Annotated in this window: 15 protein-coding genes; 14 read left to right on the top strand and 1 reads right to left on the bottom strand. The window is 52.0% G+C overall.

All coding sequences use genetic code 11. The features are described from left to right. Positions 1 to 94 precede the first annotated feature (94 nt). The 14 genes from pflA (at position 95) to NST43_RS20270 (ending at position 16,877) form a co-directional block, all read left to right on the top strand. Entirely contained in the window at positions 95 to 832 is a 738-nt protein-coding gene (pflA, locus tag NST43_RS20335; protein WP_209984472.1) for a pyruvate formate-lyase-activating protein, read from the top strand. Positions 833 to 1,029: 197 nt separating this feature from the next. Beyond that, positions 1,030 to 2,436 carry an extracellular solute-binding protein gene (locus NST43_RS20330; protein ID WP_339218996.1) on the top strand — a complete coding sequence of 469 codons (1,407 nt, stop codon included), beginning with the start codon at positions 1,030 to 1,032 and terminating at the stop codon, positions 2,434 to 2,436. 76 nt (positions 2,437 to 2,512) lie between these two features. Continuing rightward, complete coding sequence (locus tag NST43_RS20325) at positions 2,513 to 3,397, top strand: sugar ABC transporter permease (protein ID WP_209984464.1); 885 nt, start codon at positions 2,513 to 2,515, stop codon at positions 3,395 to 3,397. Then, positions 3,397 to 4,227, top strand: coding sequence for a carbohydrate ABC transporter permease (locus NST43_RS20320; protein ID WP_209984460.1), 831 nt, complete (start codon positions 3,397 to 3,399; stop codon positions 4,225 to 4,227). Before NST43_RS20325 ends, NST43_RS20320 begins: the two co-directional genes overlap by 1 nt. A 27-nt stretch (positions 4,228 to 4,254) precedes the next feature. Continuing rightward, positions 4,255 to 6,108, top strand: coding sequence for a sensor histidine kinase (locus NST43_RS20315; RefSeq protein WP_339218993.1), 1,854 nt, complete (start codon positions 4,255 to 4,257; stop codon positions 6,106 to 6,108). Beyond that, positions 6,086 to 6,880: a response regulator gene (locus NST43_RS20310; protein ID WP_339218992.1), complete on the top strand. Its 795-nt coding sequence runs from the start codon at positions 6,086 to 6,088 to the stop codon at positions 6,878 to 6,880. Before NST43_RS20315 ends, NST43_RS20310 begins: the two co-directional genes overlap by 23 nt. Positions 6,881 to 7,125: 245 nt before the next feature. Then, positions 7,126 to 9,423: a stalk domain-containing protein gene (locus NST43_RS20305; protein ID WP_339218991.1), complete on the top strand. Its 2,298-nt coding sequence runs from the start codon at positions 7,126 to 7,128 to the stop codon at positions 9,421 to 9,423. Between the two features lie 182 nt (positions 9,424 to 9,605). Further along, a complete protein-coding gene (locus NST43_RS20300) occupies positions 9,606 to 10,067 on the top strand; it encodes a Fur family transcriptional regulator (RefSeq protein WP_036731890.1) in 462 nt (153 codons plus the stop codon). 2 nt (positions 10,068 to 10,069) lie between these two features. Beyond that, positions 10,070 to 10,333: a membrane protein insertion efficiency factor YidD gene (gene yidD / locus NST43_RS20295; RefSeq protein ID WP_339218989.1), complete on the top strand. Its 264-nt coding sequence runs from the start codon at positions 10,070 to 10,072 to the stop codon at positions 10,331 to 10,333. Between the two features lie 357 nt (positions 10,334 to 10,690). Beyond that, positions 10,691 to 12,697 (top strand): methionine--tRNA ligase, encoded by a 2,007-nt coding sequence (gene metG, locus NST43_RS20290; protein WP_339218987.1) that lies wholly within the window; start codon positions 10,691 to 10,693, stop codon positions 12,695 to 12,697. Positions 12,698 to 12,897: 200 nt separating this feature from the next. After that, a complete protein-coding gene (locus NST43_RS20285) occupies positions 12,898 to 13,875 on the top strand; it encodes a zinc ABC transporter substrate-binding protein (RefSeq protein WP_339218985.1) in 978 nt (325 codons plus the stop codon). A gap of 33 nt (positions 13,876 to 13,908) precedes the next feature. Then, positions 13,909 to 14,658 (top strand): metal ABC transporter ATP-binding protein, encoded by a 750-nt coding sequence (locus NST43_RS20280; RefSeq protein ID WP_209984439.1) that lies wholly within the window; start codon positions 13,909 to 13,911, stop codon positions 14,656 to 14,658. A gap of 592 nt (positions 14,659 to 15,250) precedes the next feature. Continuing rightward, positions 15,251 to 16,054, top strand: coding sequence for a metal ABC transporter permease (locus NST43_RS20275; RefSeq protein ID WP_339218983.1), 804 nt, complete (start codon positions 15,251 to 15,253; stop codon positions 16,052 to 16,054). Positions 16,055 to 16,163: 109 nt separating this feature from the next. Continuing rightward, positions 16,164 to 16,877: a cytochrome c biogenesis protein CcdA gene (locus NST43_RS20270; RefSeq protein WP_339218982.1), complete on the top strand. Its 714-nt coding sequence runs from the start codon at positions 16,164 to 16,166 to the stop codon at positions 16,875 to 16,877. 8 nt (positions 16,878 to 16,885) lie between these two features. On the opposite strand, the gene splB is transcribed toward NST43_RS20270, so the two are convergent. After that, entirely contained in the window at positions 16,886 to 17,962 is a 1,077-nt protein-coding gene (gene splB / locus NST43_RS20265) for a spore photoproduct lyase (protein WP_339218980.1), read from the bottom strand. Between the last annotated feature and the right edge of the window lie 4 nt (positions 17,963 to 17,966).

The raw sequence follows: 17,966 nt of genomic DNA, 5'->3' as shown, positions 1-17,966 counted from the left end.
GATAACGAAGGAGCTGCCGCCCTTGAAAGAGGGCGGTACACTCTTGTTTAAAATTCATTAAAATTTTAAGGTTTTTTTGAAAGGATGACATCTCATGCTTAAAGGACATATCCACTCTTTGGAGACGTTTGGAACAGTGGATGGCCCGGGTATCCGCTTCGTGCTTTTTATGCAGGGCTGCCTGCTCAAGTGTCAGTATTGCCACAACCCGGATACCTGGGGACTGAATGAAGGCAAGGAAATGACCGTCGAGGAAGTGCTGGCGGAAATTGAGCCTTACCTGAATTATTATAAATCGTCCGGGGGCGGTCTGACCGTATCCGGTGGTGAACCGACGCTGCAGGCGCAGTTCGTCAAGCAATTGTTCACCGAAGTGAAGAAACGCTGGAATCTGCACACCACCCTTGATACCAACGGCTATAATGATGGATCGAAAATCAGCGACCTGCTGGATGTTACCGACCTGGTGCTCTTGGATCTCAAGCACATTGATGATGAAGCGCACATCAAGCTGACCGGCAAATCCAATGACCGTACCTTGAAGCTGGCCCGCTGGTTATCAGACCATAACCGTAAAATGTGGGTTCGCCATGTGTACGTTCCCGGCATTCACAATAAGGAAGAGGATCTGCAGAATCTCGGCCGCTTCATTGGCACGCTGAATGGAGTAGAGAAATTCGAAATCCTGCCTTATCATGTGATGGGGATCTACAAATGGAAGGAACTGAACCGTCCCTATGAGCTTGAAGGGGTGGAATCACCTTCCGATGAAGAAGTGCAGCGTGCGTACCGGCTGATTGAAGAAGGCCGTAAACAGTCTGCTCTGGTATAATCTCATACCTATAATGAACAAGCGGAGCTTCCCATTTGAGAAGCTTCGCTTTTTTGATGTCATTAAACCTGACTGGTTTCGCTTACATTAGAGGATTTTATCCCTATTGAAGATGAATCTTAACCTTACGATTACCAAGGTGATTTCCTATAATTAGAATTGTAAGGGAAACCACTAAATAGGGAGGGTCACCCGTAATGAGAAAAAGTCTAACACTGCTATTGTCCCTGATGTTCGTTACTTCAGCGCTGCTGACTGGCTGCGGAGGTAACAAGAATAATGCTGCCAATAGTAAAGGTGAGCCGGCGGCGACGGAAGAGGCTGCTGCTACGAATGCTGCCGCAACTGAAGAACCGGCAAGTGCTGAACCTTTTGAGATGACGATCCGTCATACTCAGGTTGGGGCAGACAAACAGAAACGACTGGCTATTCTGGAGGATGTGGTGGGCAAGGTGCAGGCGGATGTGCCTGGACTGACCTTCAAGCTCGATGGTGTAGATTCGGATGTGAACCGTAAAGAGAAGCTGCGCGGTGAAATGGCGGCTGGTAACCCTCCGGAGATCTTCGACCTGTTCGGTAGCCCGGACTCCAAGATCTATGCCAAAGAAGGCAAGCTGCTTGATCTGACCCCTATTCTCGATGAATTAGGCATCAAAGACAAGTTCTCCAATCTGGACCCGTTCACCTATGAAGGCAAAATCTACGGCCTGCCCATCGGCGGCTCCGGAGAAGGCTTCTTCTATAATAAAGAATACTATACCGGCAAGGGCTGGAAGGCTCCGGCCACCTTCGCCGAACTGGAGCAGCAGCTGGCCGATATTAAAGCGGATGGTAAAGTGCCAATGGCTGGTGCTTCCAAAGCAGGCTGGGTACCGCTGATGCTGGCCAACCATCTCTGGTCCCGTTATGCCGGACCGGATGTGACCGCGAAGTTCGCTACCGGTGAAGCGAAGTGGAATGATCCCAACGTAGTCAAGGGCTTGGCGAAATATAAGGAATGGGTGGATAAAGGCTACTTCAAGAAGGGCGAGCTGGGCTTCGAATATGCTGAATATACCACCCAGTTCACCAGCGGAGAAGCAATCCTGATGTACGACGGAACCTGGAAGTCTTCCGTATTCAAGGCCGGACAATCCGGCGAAGGCCTGATCGGTAAGGTCGGCTTCTTCAATATTCCGGGGGTTGAAGGCGGAGTAGGGGATCAGACGGCACTGATGCGCGATGTGAACAACGGTTATGGCTTCTCAGCTTCGGCAGGTGAAGATGAGCGGCAGCTTGCGGCGGTGAAATCCTTCATTAAAAATATGTTCAATGAAGAAATGCAGCTGCGCGGTCTGGTTGAGGACGGTGTCCTGCCTGCCATGAAGATCGATCCGGCTGTGCTGAACAAGAACATTACAGATGATCTGATGAGCGAGATCGTCGCGGTGTTGAACAGTTCCCAATCCTCCTTCCCGGCCTTTGACTCGCTGGTGCAGGCGGATGTCACCACTGAGATCAGTAATATCCAGATTCAGAGCCTGATCGGCGGGCAGACGACTCCGGAGAAGATGGGCGAAGCACTCCAGAAGATTCAGGAAGAGGCCAACGCGGCAGTGGAATAAGAAGCGGTGAAGTATATGTGCCCTGGTGCTTGCTCCAGGGTACATTTTTCAAAAGAAAAGCAATATGGAGGTAGTTATGAATAAGGCACTGAGAAATCCTCTGGTGTTCATTCTGTTCGTTATTCCGGCACTGATTCTGTTCATTATGTTCTTCATCTATCCGATCTTCAGCTCGATCTACTATAGCTTCACGAGTTGGAATGGTGTATCCGATACGGTCAAATATGCCGGAGTTAACAACTTCAAGAAAGCCCTGGGCGATGAACGCTTCTGGGTTTCTGTGAAAAATAACGGCTGGTTCATTCTGTTCTCTGTAGGCATACAGGTGCCGCTGATAGTGTTCTTCTCCTTACTGATTGCGAATGTGAAGAAGCTGAAGGGGCTGTACAAGACGGCGGTATTCATGCCATCCATTATGTCTACCGCAGTAATCGGCATTCTCTGGGGCTTCATCTACGAGCCGAACATCGGACTGTTCAACAAAGTGTTAGGCCTGGTCGGCATTGAGCCGGTCTACTGGCTGTCGGACGAACGGTTCGCCATGCTGTCGATTCTGATTACGAATGCCTGGCAGTGGACCGGATTCTATATTGTAATGGTGCTGGCGGCGATTCTCTCTATACCCGGTGAGCTGGATGAAGCAGCGGCCATCGATGGCGCTACGGGGTTCCAGCGGGCTACACGCATCACCCTGCCGCTGATCGTACCGATCATTTCGGTCGTGATTATGCTCTCGATTGCCGGAGCGATGAAGGCTGCCGATATCGTCATAGTAATGACTAAGGGCGGTCCGGCCGGTTCAACAGAGGTTATGGCCACCTATATGATCAAGTATGCGATTACCAACTTCAAATACGGGTACGGCAATACGATCGCCGTTCTGATCTTCTTGTTCACGCTCGTGGTAACCGCCCTCTACCAGCTGGTGTTTGCCCGCCGTACGGAAAGGATTGAATACTGATGCCGCGCCTGCTGAAGAAAAGTCTGCCGCACATCGCCTTGCTGGGGTATCTGTTAATTGTGCTGTTCCCGTTCCTCTTCGTCCTCTTCTCCTCGGTGAAGAAGGATAACAATGCGATTGCCCTCCATCCCTTCGGCATTCCGAAGAGCTTCGAATGGTCCAACTATGTGGAAGCTTGGGTGAATGCCAAGATCAGCACTTATTTTTTCAACAGCTTATATATTTCGATTCTTGCTTCTGTGGTATCTATTCTGCTGGCGTCTATGTTCGCCTTCGCGGTCACGCGGATGCGCCAGGGGAAGTGGAATAAGATTCTGTTCTCGCTGGTTCTGATCGGGATGCTGATTCCGAACAACGCGCTGATGCTGCCTATCTACACGATTGTCCGCAAGCTGCATATTCTGAATACCCACTGGGCGCTCATTATTCCTTATATTGCCAATGCGATCCCGTTCACGATCATTATTCTGGCGGCCTTCATGCGTTCGCTGCCCAGTGAAATTGAAGAAGCGGCGGTCATGGATGGCTTGAAGGCTCCGGGCATCTTTGCTAGAATTATTGTACCTTTGACAGTTCCGGCGATGGTTACTGTATTCATTGTTAATTTCCTGGGAAATTGGAATGAATTCCTGCTGGCTAACTATTTCCTCTCCAATGACGAGCTGCGTACGCTCCCTGTGGGGATGGTTCAGTTCCGCGATCAGTACCAGATGAATTACGCACAGATGTCAGCGGGGATTGTCTTCAGTGTGGTTCCGGTCATAGTGATCTATGCGGTTCTGCAGGAGAAGATTATTGAAGGCGTTACCGCAGGCAGTGTAAAAGGATAACATAAATCATGTCAGGAGCAATGGCCGATGAATCTGCGCTACAAATTGTTTACGGCATTCTTAGGCCTGATTATCATTCCGCTGTTCATTCTTGGCATGATTATGTTCTTCGTGACTTATAATTCCATTGAGAAGAAATACAGCCAGCAGTCCGAATATTCGCTCAAAGCGATCAGCTACAGCATTTCTAATGTCTTCAAGGATATGGATAATGTGACTGACAACGGAATTGCCACCTCGGTATTTCATATGGCGCTCAGCGCGGATGATCCCTCCAAGCAGGATTTAACCGATGCTGAGCAGCTCAGCCTGAATGCGAGCCAGCGCAATTTCCGGAGTCTGCTCTATAATCATCCGTCGATCAGCTATGCTTTCCTGTATAATTTCAACGGGAAAGGCAGCTCGGAGATTGTATCCGTCTTCAACAAGGAGAACTTCCGCACGCTGCCCTATGATAAGTTCAAAGGCAGCGAGCTTTATCAGGAGGTGATGAAGCTGAACGGGGTTCCGAAGTGGCTGGCCCCGCATGAGTACCCTGAACTGACCGGGACGGAGGCTGTATTTACGCAAATCCGGCTGGTTAAGGAACTTAGCTTCTTTCAGAATATCGGCATTCTGGTTGTTCAGATCAAGAACTGGGAGTTTGAGTCGATTTTTCGCAATCTTAAGATTGGGGGCACAAACCAGAAGGTGTCCTTCATGCTGGTTAACGATGACGGGATGATTCTGCTGGACCCGGACAGGAAGCTGGACGGACAGGATTTCCGTGACTTCACGACGAAGGATATGATCTTCAAGCCTGGTTTTCAGAGCTTCAAGACACAGTTTGGCGGCGAGAAAAGCATTCTGTCGGTCTACCATCTCAAGGAGTATCCCTGGAGTCTCGTCTCCATCACTTCTTGGGATACTTTGTCTCATGAGGTAACGGTGTTTGCCCGCTGGTTCGTCGTTGTGATGTTCCTGTGCCTGCTGGGGGCGGTCATTTTCAATCTGTTCTTCATGAACCGGATAACAGGCGGGATTGCTGTGATTGTGCGCTTCATGCGCCGGGTGGAGGACGGAGACCTCACTACCCGCGTCGAGGAGAAGGGCAACGATGAGATGACGCTGCTGGCCAGAGGCTTCAATGATCTTATGGACAAAATCAATATGCTGTTCAACCGGGTTCATGTGGAGCAGCAGCGCAAGAATCAGGCGGAAATGCGTGTGCTGCAGGCGCAGATCAAGCCGCATTTTCTGTTCAATACCCTGGAGTCGATCAATGTGCTGGCTGTGCAGAATGAAGGCCGTAAGGTCAGTGAGATGGTATACCGGCTGGCTAGCATCCTGCGGATCAGCATTCAGGACAAGGATGAGATTACGCTGGAGGAAGAGGTTAAGCATCTGCGCAATTATCTGGACATCCAGAAATTCCGGTTCGAGGACCTGTTCGATTATGAGCTTGAAATTCCGGCAGAGCTGCTGAATTGCGGGATTCTGAAGCTTACGCTCCAGCCGCTGGTAGAGAACAGCATTCAGCATGGTTTTGAGGGGATCGGGTATAAGGGTCTGGTGAGCGTTAAGGTTTGGGAGACCCAAGGTAATCTGATTCTGCGGATTCAGGACAACGGGATCGGCATGACTCCGTCCCAACTGTCCATGTTTCAATATATGGTGAACGATACGGCAGAACAGAAGCCGGAGGATAAGCCGGGTCAGGGCATACATCTCGAACGGCGGGGGCTTGGAGTCCGCAGTGTAGCAGACCGCATACGTATAGAATATGGCGACCGGTACGGGATTTTCATATGTGCAAGTCCGGGTGAAGGAACGATCATCCAGTGCGTCATTCCGAAATACGGGCAGGGGGAAGATCATTATGCTAAAAGTATTATTGGTTGACGATGAGGCGCCTATTCTGAATAATCTCAACAGAGTTCTTCCCTGGCAGGACATGGGGATGGAGGTTGCGGGGATGGCCCGCAGCGGAATAGAAGCTCTGCGCATGGCCGAGGAGCAGCCGCCGGATCTGGTGCTCTGCGATATCCGTATGCCGGTGATGGATGGCCTGGTGTTCATCGGGAAGCTGCGGGAGATGGGGCTGGAGAGTGAAGTGCTGCTGCTCAGCGGCTATCAGGAATTCGATTATGCTCGTGAAGCGATCCGTCTGGGTGTGAAGGAGTACATCTGTAAGCCGATCCACTACGGGGAGCTGGGTGACAAGGTGCGGGAGATCGGTGCCCGTATCCGCAGCAGGCAGTACAAGGATAAGTTGTATAACAGCATTCCATTGTTTCAGGAAGTGCCAGCGGCTGAGGATACCGTCAAAAAAACACCGGAGCAGCTCATGAATCAAGCCGTACAACACATTACTGAGCGCCTGAATGCTGACCTGGGCATCGACGAGGTGGCGAACAGGATCGGCATCAGCAGCAGTTATTTCTGCCTGTTGTTCAAAAACCAATTTGCGATGACCTTCGTGGAGTATATCACGCAGCAGCGGATTGAAGCTGCCAAGTTCATGCTATCAAGCAGCGATAAGAGCATCACTGTCATCAGCTCCGGGGTCGGCTATCAGGAACGCCGTTATTTCACCAAGGTGTTCCTGAAGCAGACGGGAATGACCCCCAAGGAATACCGCAGCAAGTACCGGACGGTCGACGCCCGTCCTTAGCGGGTTGCCGGCCATAGCGATTGTCCCCGATAAGGGGCGGTCGTTATTTTTTTGTTTTCTTTTTACACAGAATGAAACTTTTCGCTATAACATGCGTCTAATACTATGTTTTGTAAAATGAACGTGGCAAAATATACTGCCGTCCTGCGAAGGGCGGTTGCGTTTTTGCGGGGATTATAAGGTGGAAAGAAAGCAATAAAGATACCTGCCTTATACACTACAATGGGAGCAGAAGGAGTCGTACAATGAATTTGAAAAAAGTAATTTTAGTGGCAGTATTGGCTGTATCGCAATCCATTGCAGCCGTGCCGGCTTGGGCCGCGCCTGTCAGCACAGAGAGTGCAACACCTCAGAGCGTTAACGCAGCGGCAAACACCGCTGACACACAGCTTCAGCCCGAGTCAACTGATCCGCTGCCGCCGCTTGTTACCGAGCCGCCGGCAGGCACAGTAATGCCAACCCCAACTCCGGTTCCGGCCGTAGTTGTTCCGACAGCAACTCCAGCTCCGGGAGTAACGGAAACACCGATTCCGGCGGCTACTGTAGCTCCTGGGGCTACTATTGCTCCTGTGGACGGTACTGTGCCGACTGATGCCGTTATGCCTACGGCTACTCCGTTAACAGATTCGCCTGTAACCCCAAGCATGACTAACTCTGCTGCAGGGGGAGGCCAGCTTATCCTGATGATGAACAGCAACAAGATGTTCAGAAATGGTACCCCGTACACTGCCAATCAGCCAATGGCTGTCAAGAATGGTGTCTCGTATGTATCCATTCGGGCAATGGTGGAGATGGTCGGCGTTGCCTTCACGTATGACGCCAAGACCAAAGAGGTTATTGTGACCAAGGGCACGAGCATTATGCGGTTCAAGACGGACAGCAAGATATACACAGTCGATGGTACCAAGGTTACCATGAAGGGTCCTGCTTACCAGTTCAAAGGCACCTTCATGATTCCGTTAACCTCTATAACCTCTGCACTCAAAATTCCCTACACCGTTGACAATGTTCAGAAGCGGGTTATTCTTACGCTGAATACGAAGCCGACAGCATCCTTCACCGTTCAGCCTAAGGAAATCTATGCCGGTGAGACTACAGTGAATTATGTGACTACCAGTTCTTCACCGAACGGTTCTCCTATTGTTGAAGAGCTGTGGAGCGGCAATAAGATGGATGTATACGATCAACCGGGATTCTATACGGTTACTTACTCTGTGCGTGATGCGAACAACCTGTGGAGTGATCCTTACCCGGTAACGATCCAGGTATTGCAGCCTAACCAGCCGCCAGTAGCCCAATTCACAACAGATAAAGAAGAATACAAAATGGGTGAGCCGGTAATCCTGACCGATACCAGCTATGATCCTGAGAATGAAGAGCTGACCGCTACCTGGAACAATCGTTCCCTGGCGTATTTCACCCCGGGACCGCTGTCCATTCAGCTTACGGTTACGGACAAGCGCGGTCTTAGCAGTACTTTTGAGAAGATGATTACAATCACCAATGAACAACTGTATACACAAGATGAAGTAACGAAGCTGTTCACCATTCCGGGGGATATCATCAGTATGGACGGCGGGATGATCCCGGCGCTCCCTAACCTGCCGTATACGCTGTCGTCCGAAGGCTACACCCTGATCCGCAGCAACAGCCCGGAGACCGTTCAGACGGAAGGTGTACTGTACCGGGAGAATTCAGTGGGCAATACGCGCTTCCTGGTGCATCATATGAACAATATGGCTACCAGACAGAAGCTCTATGTGATTGCAACGAATAACAACCTGTATCCGACAACCATTAACATCCAATATCTAGGAATTGCCGGACCGGTGACCTCACCGGAATATACAGGAAAAGTATCGATGGAGAAATACTTCAATTCCATGGTTACCGGCTTGGCCGAATCGCAAATTACCCTGCAGCCTGGGCAAAGTCTTCCGATTATGACAGACCTGAACAAAGTCGCCATGAAGCCCAAAGACGTAATGTCGCTGAGCGCAGACCTGTTCAGTGATCTGCCGGTTCAGTATAACGTAGTTATGGTGGAGCAGAGCAAAGATCCTGTCGCCGAGCTGCCTTATCTGCCGATTCTTGACATTGACGGCGTGCATACCCGGGGAACATTCCCTGATTCTACCCGCATCATGAACGTGACCGATCTGGTGGGTACCACGCAAAGCAAGCTGCTTCTGGGCGATAATATAATGGACAAAAACCTGGACGGCATTGATCCAATGAAGGGAACATATGTTTCCAATGCCGGTAACTTCGGGGTACTGTACAAAATCGTACTGGACCGTGTTGCAGCAAACACGCTGATCACCTTCAACCCGCGCGGGGGTCCTTATCTGGGACCGTTGATTGTAAACGGCACAATGGTGAACCTTCCAAATAAGGGGGTAATAGGAAAAACATCAGATACGAACGCTGTAGTCTACCGTACCGGAGAGTATGAAGGGCGCGTGGAGATTGTGTTCTCCGTCGCTTCCGGCAGCAACCTGCCCGTTAACTTTGTCTTTACCCCGCTTCCAGCGAAAAAATAATTTCTTCTACAATACAAACGGCACAAACGGCAGCGCTCCTGAGGGGGCGGCTGCCGTTTTGTATTCTAATGCAAGTCTGTGGATGCAGGCAGGCAACGGGCACTTTTATTGACGGGGCAGTGCTTTTGGGGCATTATAAAGAGAGTGCAACACAAACGACCTTTGTTATGGGAGATGAGCGAATGCTGTCGACAGATCAAATCCTGGAAGCCATGTCGGGGCAGGGGCTGCGAATCACCGATCAGCGCAAGACGCTTGCCAAATTATTCGGCGAGAATACGGGATACTTGTCTGCGAAGGATGTATATGAGCATATGGGCCGCAAGTACAGCGGGCTGAGCTTCGATACAGTCTACCGTAACCTGCGCGTTATGGAGGAGCTGGGGGTACTGGAGCAGATTGTATTTGAAGAAGGCGTCAAATTCAAGGCAAGCTGCAGTCAGGATCACCATCATCACCATATGATTTGTCTGCAGTGTATGAAGACGTACCCCATTCAATTCTGCCCGATGAATCTAACCGATCCGCCGGATCAGTTCCGCGTGGTCAAGCATAAATTCGAGGTATTCGGCTACTGCAAGGATTGTGAGCAGGGAAGAGAAGAAGAGCCGGCCGGGGCTGCCCGCAGCAAAGAGGGACGCTGAATATGGCTACCTTACGAAGAACGGTACAGGCCCCTATCCGGGTCTACCGCAAGTTCATTTCGCCGCTGAAGCCTGCAACCTGCCGGTTCTACCCGACCTGTTCGGCATACGCGCTGGAAGCCATTGAGGTCCATGGACCGCTTAAGGGTTCTTGGCTCGCTGCCAGGCGGATTGCCCGCTGTCATCCCTTCCATCCGGGAGGCCTTGACCCGGTGCCGCCGCGCAAAGAGCAGCCATCTGGGGACAAGCCGCTGCATACGACTTGACACGGGCAGCTGGTATGGGTATATTTTGAATAATAAGTGATATTCCGAGGAACGGATAAGTAGATGTGGACACCATTACAGAGAGCCGGGGTGCTGGGAGCCGGTATGGGACGCCAGATTGAAGATGGTCCGGGAGGAACTGTGTTCGAGCGGGAGGCCTGAAGCCGGGGCCTGCGTAAGCGCACGGCGTGTTCCAGCGTTAATGGACAGTTCCGTTAAGGAACTGACGAAGCCTGCGCTCTGTGAGGAGCCGGGGAATGTTGGGTGGTATCGCGTGAGTTTACTCTCGCCCCATAGAGGGGCGGGAGTTTTTTGTGTGAAATGGACGATTAGGGATAACGAAGGGATGATGAAGTAATGAGTGAGAACAAAACTTTTTATCTAACAACACCGATCTATTATCCGAGCGACAAGCTGCATATCGGGCATGCGTATTCAACGGTAGCCGGTGATGCGATGGCCCGTTACAAGCGGCTGCGCGGCTATGAGGTGCGCTATCTGACGGGGACGGACGAGCATGGGCAGAAGATTGAAGAGAAGGCCGGGAAGGCAGGCAAGACCCCTCAGGAGTTCGTGGACGGGATTGTGGTAGGCATTAAGGATCTGTGGAAGAAGCTGGACATCTCCAATGATGACTTCATCCGTACCACGGAGGAGCGCCATAAGAAGGTGGTTGCGGATATTTTTGACCGCCTGCTGAAGCAGGGCGATATCTACAAAGGAGAATACGAAGGCTGGTACTGTATTTCGGATGAGACCTTCTACACCGAGACCCAGCTGGTGGATATTGAACGCGATGCTGACGGCAAGATTACCGGAGGAAAAAGTCCGGACAGCGGACATCCGGTGGAGCTGGTTAAGGAGGAGAGCTACTTCTTCCGCATGAGCAAGTATGCTGACCGCCTGCTGAAGTTCTACGAGGAGAACCCGGAGTTTATCCTGCCGGAATCCCGTAAGAACGAGATGATTAACAACTTCATTAAGCCGGGTCTGGAGGATCTCGCTGTATCCCGTACGACTTTTGACTGGGGTGTTAAGGTAAAAGGGGACGAGAAGCATGTAGTGTATGTATGGATCGATGCGCTTACCAACTACATTACGGCCCTTGGCTATGGCTCGGAGGACCGCAGTCTGTACGAGAAGTACTGGCCTGCGGATGTGCACATCGTCGGGAAGGAAATTGTCCGCTTCCATACGATCTACTGGCCGATCATTCTGATGGCGCTCGGCGAACCGTTGCCGAAGAAGGTCTTCGCCCATGGCTGGCTGCTGATGAAGGACGGCAAGATGTCCAAATCCAAAGGCAATGTGGTCGATCCGGTGACGCTGATTGACCGCTATGGCCTGGATGCCCTGCGCTATTATCTGCTGCGCGAGGTTCCCTTCGGCTCGGACGGAACCTTCACGCCGGAGAGCTTCGTGGACCGGATTAACTATGATCTGGCCAATGACCTTGGCAACCTGCTGAACCGGACCGGCGCGATGGTGGAGAAATACTTCGGCGGTGAGCTTCCGGCTTACGCAGGTCAGGTTACCGCATTTGACGGCGAGCTTGAGGCGATGGTGCAGAGCACTTACGCCAAGGTGGAAGAGGCGATGGAGAAGATGGAATTCTCCGTAGCCCTGACCGCCATCGGCTCGCTGATCAGCCGGACGAACAAATACATTGACGAGACCCAGCCTTGGGTACTCGCCAAGGACGAGAGCCGCAGCGGGGAGCTGGCTTCGGTGATGCGGCATCTGGTCGAGGGACTGCGCACCGCGTCCATCCTGCTCCAGCCGTTCCTGACCGGCGCTCCGGCGAAGATCTGGGAGCAGCTGGGCATTCAGCCGGGCGAGCTGACCACCTGGGAGAGCGGCAGATCCTTCGGCCTGATTCCAGCGGGAACCCGGCTTGCGAAGGGCGACCCGATCTTCCCGCGCCTGGATGTGGCGCAGGAGGTGGCGTACATCGCCGAAGCGATGGGAGCCGGGAAGCCTGCAGCAGCTGCTGTGACTCCGGAAGCGGCGGCTGCCGATCCGGAGGAAGAGGAGCATAAGGAAGAAATCGGCATCGACGATTTCGCCAAGGCGGAGCTGCGCGTAGCCCAGGTCATCGCCTGCGAGCCGGTGAAGAAGGCGGATAAGCTGCTGAAGCTGCAGCTGGATCTTGGCTATGAGCAGCGCCAGGTGGTATCCGGCATTGCGAAGTTCTACACACCGGAGGAGCTGGTGGGCCGCAAGGTGATCTGCATTGTGAACCTGAAGCCGGTGAAGCTGCGCGGGGAGCTGTCTCAAGGTATGATCCTGGCCGCCTCCAAGGGAGAGCAGCTGACTATAGCTACCGTACCGGACAGCATGCCGAACGGAGCAATTGTGAAATAAGGATGCCAAGGGCATCCGCATAATGACCGTACAGCAATCCCCGCAGGCCAGAGGCAGCGGGGATTGCTTCTTTTTGCACCAAGATAACCGGGCATAGGATGCCTAGCAGACTACGAAATGCAGATCGGAGTTGACTTATCGTAACGATTACTATTATAATTCTAATAGTAAATTTTACGATTTAAGGGGTCGATAGAGAAATGGTAACAAAACACTTGCAAAAAGGGCTGTTGCTCGCCGCTGTCCTGCTGCTCACGCTTGCGCTGACCGCATGCGGACCGAAGAGCAGCGGAAGCATTGTTGAAGGAAAAGTGAACGTTATGACTACTTTTTATCCTATATATGAATTCACTGCCGAAATCGGCGGCGACGATACCAATGTGATCAACCTGCTTCCTGTAGGGGTAGAGCCGCATGACTGGACACCGCGCAGCCAGGATATCATAAGTACCTCCAAGGCGCAGCTGTTCCTCTATAACGGAGCCGGGCTGGAGGGCTGGGTCCCCAATTTCCTCAAGAGCCTCGATGGTGACAGTAAGACCAAGGCTGTAGAGGTTAGCCAAGGGGTGAAGCTGATTACAACGGACGAAGATGATGGGCATGATCACGGCCATGAAGGTGAAGAAGCTGAAGCAGACGGTCATGGCGACAGCCTGCACACAGACCCGCATACCTGGGTAAGCCCGAAGTCGGCGCTTGTGATGGCCAAGAATATCAAAGATAGTCTTCAAGCCGTTGATCCTGCGCATACCGCAGGTTATGAAGAACGTTATCAGAAGCTAGCGGACCGCCTGAGTGCGTTGGATCTGAAGTTCACTGAAGAGCTGGGCAAACTGCCTAACAAGGAGATTGTCGTATCTCATCAGGCCTTCTCGTATCTGGCGCGTGACTATGGCCTGTCGCAGCATGCGATTATGGGCCTGTCGCCGGATGCTGAGCCGCGCGGGCAGGATCTGGTGAAGCTGGCGGCGCTGGTTAAGGCAGAGGGCATCCGTTATATTTTCTTCGAGGAGCTTGTATCTGATAAGCTGGCTAAGACACTGGCAAATGAGACCGGTGTATCCACGATGGTGCTGAATCCGGTAGAAGGATTGACCGAGGCCCAGCAGAAGAATGGGGACAACTATTTCACATTAATGGAGAAAAATTTGCAAAATCTCATTCTGGCCTTACAATAATAAGGAAAGTATAAGTGAAAGGCGGTACTTCACATGCAACCGGTATCCCTGGACTGCCATCAGCATATGATCGAAATACAGGATTTGTCCTTTTCCTACGGGGAACAGAAGGTCATCTCGAACTTGAATTATACGGTAAAAGAACGTGATTTCCTCGGCATCCTCGGCTCTAACGGTGCGGGCAAGACGACACTGCTTAAGATGATCGTCGGCCTGCTGCCTGCCACCAGCGGGGAGATCAAATTATTTGGCCAACCGGTGCGGAGGTTCAAGGACTGGGAGCGGATCGGCTATGTGCCGCAGAAGAATGCGTTCAACCCGTTGTTCCCGGCAACCGTGCGTGAGGTCGTTTTGTCCGGCCTGTACAACAACAAGAACCTGATCCGGCGGGTCTCGAAAGCCCAGCACCGGCAGTGTGAGGATGCGCTGGAAGTGATGCGGATTCAGGATATTGCCGAGAAGAGAGTCGGCCAGTTGTCCGGCGGCCAGCAGCAGCGTGTCTTCCTGGCCCGCGCGCTGATCAACCACCCGGATCTGCTGATTCTGGATGAGCCTACCGTTGGCATCGATGCCGAGACCCAGGCCGGATTCTTCGAGCTGATTATGCACATGCATGCCCATCACCATATGACCTTCCTGATGGTCTCGCATGATATCGAAATGATGAAGAATTACCTCGGCAGCGAGCCGGTCCAGCAGAACGGTAAAATCAACTTCTACTGCCGCCACTCCCATGATGTCCAGGACTGCGCCGTCGATAATTTACAGCACACGTTGTCCTAAAAGCAGCAAAAGGTTGGAGTACGTGAACTGCTATTCAGTTTTCTATGTTGCTTAAATTATACTTCTGTTGTATTTTGTACATTAGATTGCTCACTGTGGCGCCAAATTTCCGGTTCTGTTGTATTTTGTACATTAGATTCTTTTGAAATGGTCTTTATTTACGCTTTTTGCCACTTTCAATTGCACAGAATACAATAGAATGGATTCTAACGTGTCAAAGTCAAGAATCTGTTGTACATTATGCAATAGACCTGCTCAAGCCGCTCAGTTTATCATTTCTCAGGTCGTCCATTGTACAACATAGGACGACCTTGTGTTCTTATTGCTGGGCTTATTCTTTGAACTTAATGTCTGTACTTATTAATTGACCTTAAACAGTAGTTAGATCCCGCAAATTGTGAAGCGTATCCCGCAGGGAGGAAAAGCGTTCCTTTCACCACCGTCCCTAAACTGCGACAACCCCTCCTCCCACGCCAATTGCACTTAGCGGGTGTCCAGAGGGCAGAGCCCTTGGGGCCCTCCCTTCGGGAAGGGAGGGTTTGGGAGGGATCGAAAATAGGTTTCATATTTGAAAGTAGGAGAGAACATCATCTTGGAAATCCTGTTTAGTGATTTTTTCCAGCGGGCGCTGGCCGGCGGGCTGATGATTGGCATTACGGCGCCGCTGATCGGCGTTTTTCTGGTGCTGCGGCGTCTGTCGATGATCGGAGATACGCTGGCGCATGTTACGATTGCCGGTGTAGCGCTGGGCTTCCTGACCGGTTTTTACCCGCTGGGTGCGGGGCTGATCTTCGCGGTCGCGGCCTCATTTGCGATTGAGAAGCTGCGCAAAGCTTACAAAAGCTACGCAGAGCTGTCCATTGCAATCATCATGTCGGGCGGTGTAGCGCTGGCCTCGCTTTTTTTCACCCTGGGCAAAGGGTATAATGCAGATGTAATGAGCTATCTGTTCGGCAGCATCTATACGCTCAATACTACCGATCTTATCGTGGTGGGAATCGTAACGATTGCGGTTGTGGTCGTCGTAACCTTATTCTTCAAGGAATTCTTCCTGCTCAGCTTCGAGGAGGATGCGGCCAGTGTCAGCGGGCTTCCGGTGAAGCTGCTCAATATGCTGATTACGGTGTTAACGGCCCTGGTGATCAGTACGGCGATCAAGATTGTCGGCTCGCTGCTGGTATCTGCGCTGTTGACTATTCCTGTAGCAATCAGCCTGCTGCTGTCGCGGAGCTTCAAGTCCTCGGTTATTCTGTCCGTGGCGATTGCCGAGATTGCTGTCATTGGCGGATTGGTCATTGCTGGAGTATGGAACCTGGCTCCGGGAGCAACGATTGTCCTGCTGCTGATTGCAATGTTGACCTTAACACTGATTGGTAAAAAAGGGCTGCCGGCCTAACAAACATGCGTATTACCGGCCGCCCTTAGCACCAACTACATACCTGTATCTGTACTTCTGCTATTGTGAAGTGACCCGAGTGACCCCGACTATGGAAGGAGATGCGCCCGTGTCCAACCTGAATGCAGGAATCGCTTTTGCCGCCGGAGTGGCGTCATTCATATCGCCTTGCTGCCTGCCGCTCTATCCTTCTTATCTATCTTATATTACCGGCTTATCGGTGCAGGAGCTGAAGAGTGGCAGCAACAGCAAAGAGGTCCGTCTCCGGACCCTCTCGCATACGCTGGCGTTCATTTTGGGCTTCTCGGCAGTGTTCTATACCCTTGGCTTTGGAGCCGGCTTGTTCGGTGAATTCTTCAACGGCCAGCGGGATCTGATCCGCCAGTTGTCAGCGATCTTAATCATTGTAATGGGGCTTTTCCTGCTGGGCGTGTTCCAGCCGCAGTTCCTGCTGCGGGAACGCAAGCTGGAGATGAGATGGAAGCCTGCCGGATACCTCGGCTCCTTCATCTTCGGCATCGGGTTCTCGGCAGGCTGGTCGCCCTGTATAGGCCCTATTCTAACAGCCATTATTGCGCTGTCAGCCAGTGATCCGGGAACGTGGTTTACGATGATAACGGCGTACAGTATCGGCTTTGCATTGCCGTTCTTCGGACTGGCCTTTTTCCTGGGCGGGGCGCGCAAGATCCTGAAATACTCCAACCTGCTGATGAAGCTGGGCGGCGGGCTTATGGTATTCATGGGCATCCTGCTGTTCACCGACCAGATGTTCCGCATTACGATTTGGCTGCAGGGCATCACGCCGCGCTGGCTGATTTTCTAAGCAGCAACTTAAGTGAAATAATCAATAGCCGCTTCCGGAAAATGTTCGAAAATCCGCTCTGTGATGAATTCGCGCAGGGCGGTTTGCTGTTCGTCCGGGTAGACATATTTGTTCTGTCCCCATTTGCCCCATTTCTTCTTGCGCTTCTCGATGTCCATCTCCAGCTTCGACTTCGGATAACGCTTCTCGATGACGGTCTTGGCCGTCTTGGTGAAGCGGTGCTGGATCATCTCAAAAGTCAGCCCTTTGCCAATATCAGGCGGCAAGGCATGTGCCAGCTTCTCCAGCAGCTCGCTGTAGCCGTCTTCCCAGCCGTCATGCCAGATGATAGGGGCAATGATGAAGCCCAGCGGATACCCTGCACGGGCGATCTGTCCGGCGGCCTCAATCCGTTCCTCGAAGCGTGAGGTGGCCGGCTCGAAGTTCTTAATCACATAGTCTGCGTTCACGCTGAAGCGTACACGGGTATGGCCGTTATGCTTCAGCTTAAGCAGCGGCTCGACATGCTGGTATTTGGTCACGAAGCGCAGCCGCCCGAGCGGCTCCTCCGCCATGAATTCGATCAGTTCTGTCAGCGAGCCGGTAATATGCTCAAGGCCGAGCGGGTCGGAGGTACAGGCTGCTTCAAACGTCGTGATTTCCGGGGAACGCTCGTTGATGTATTTTTTGGCTGCATCGATGATGTCCCCGGTGTTGACATAGACGCGGATGTAGGGCTTCGCTCCCAGGGTGGTCTGCAGGTAACAATAATGGCAGTGGCCCATGCACCCGGTGGCAATCGGAATCGCATAATCGGCGGACGGCTTCGACTGGTCAAAAGTAAGCGTTTTGCGCAAGCCGACCACAAGCGTCCGTTTGGCGATTTTGTATTGCTCGACTTCCGTCTCGCCCGGCAGATTGGTAATCCGGTTATGGGAGGTGGTCATGCGGTAGGGAATATTGCGGGACTTGACCCACTCCATAATCCGCTCCCCTTTGGGATAATTCAGCGCATCGGGTTCAAAGAACACAAGCTCGGGGATGAAGAGGCCGGTGGGCTTGCGCGTTCTTTTGGAAGGAGGGCGTTCAGGTGTGATTAAGCTCATGATT

The sequence above is a fragment of the Paenibacillus sp. FSL H8-0332 genome, assembly GCF_037963835.1.
Taxonomy (GTDB): Bacteria; Bacillota; Bacilli; order Paenibacillales; family Paenibacillaceae; genus Paenibacillus_AQ; species Paenibacillus_AQ rhizoplanae.
The sequence above is the reverse complement of the archived record's forward strand: the minus strand, read 5'-3'. Positions and strand labels throughout refer to the sequence as shown.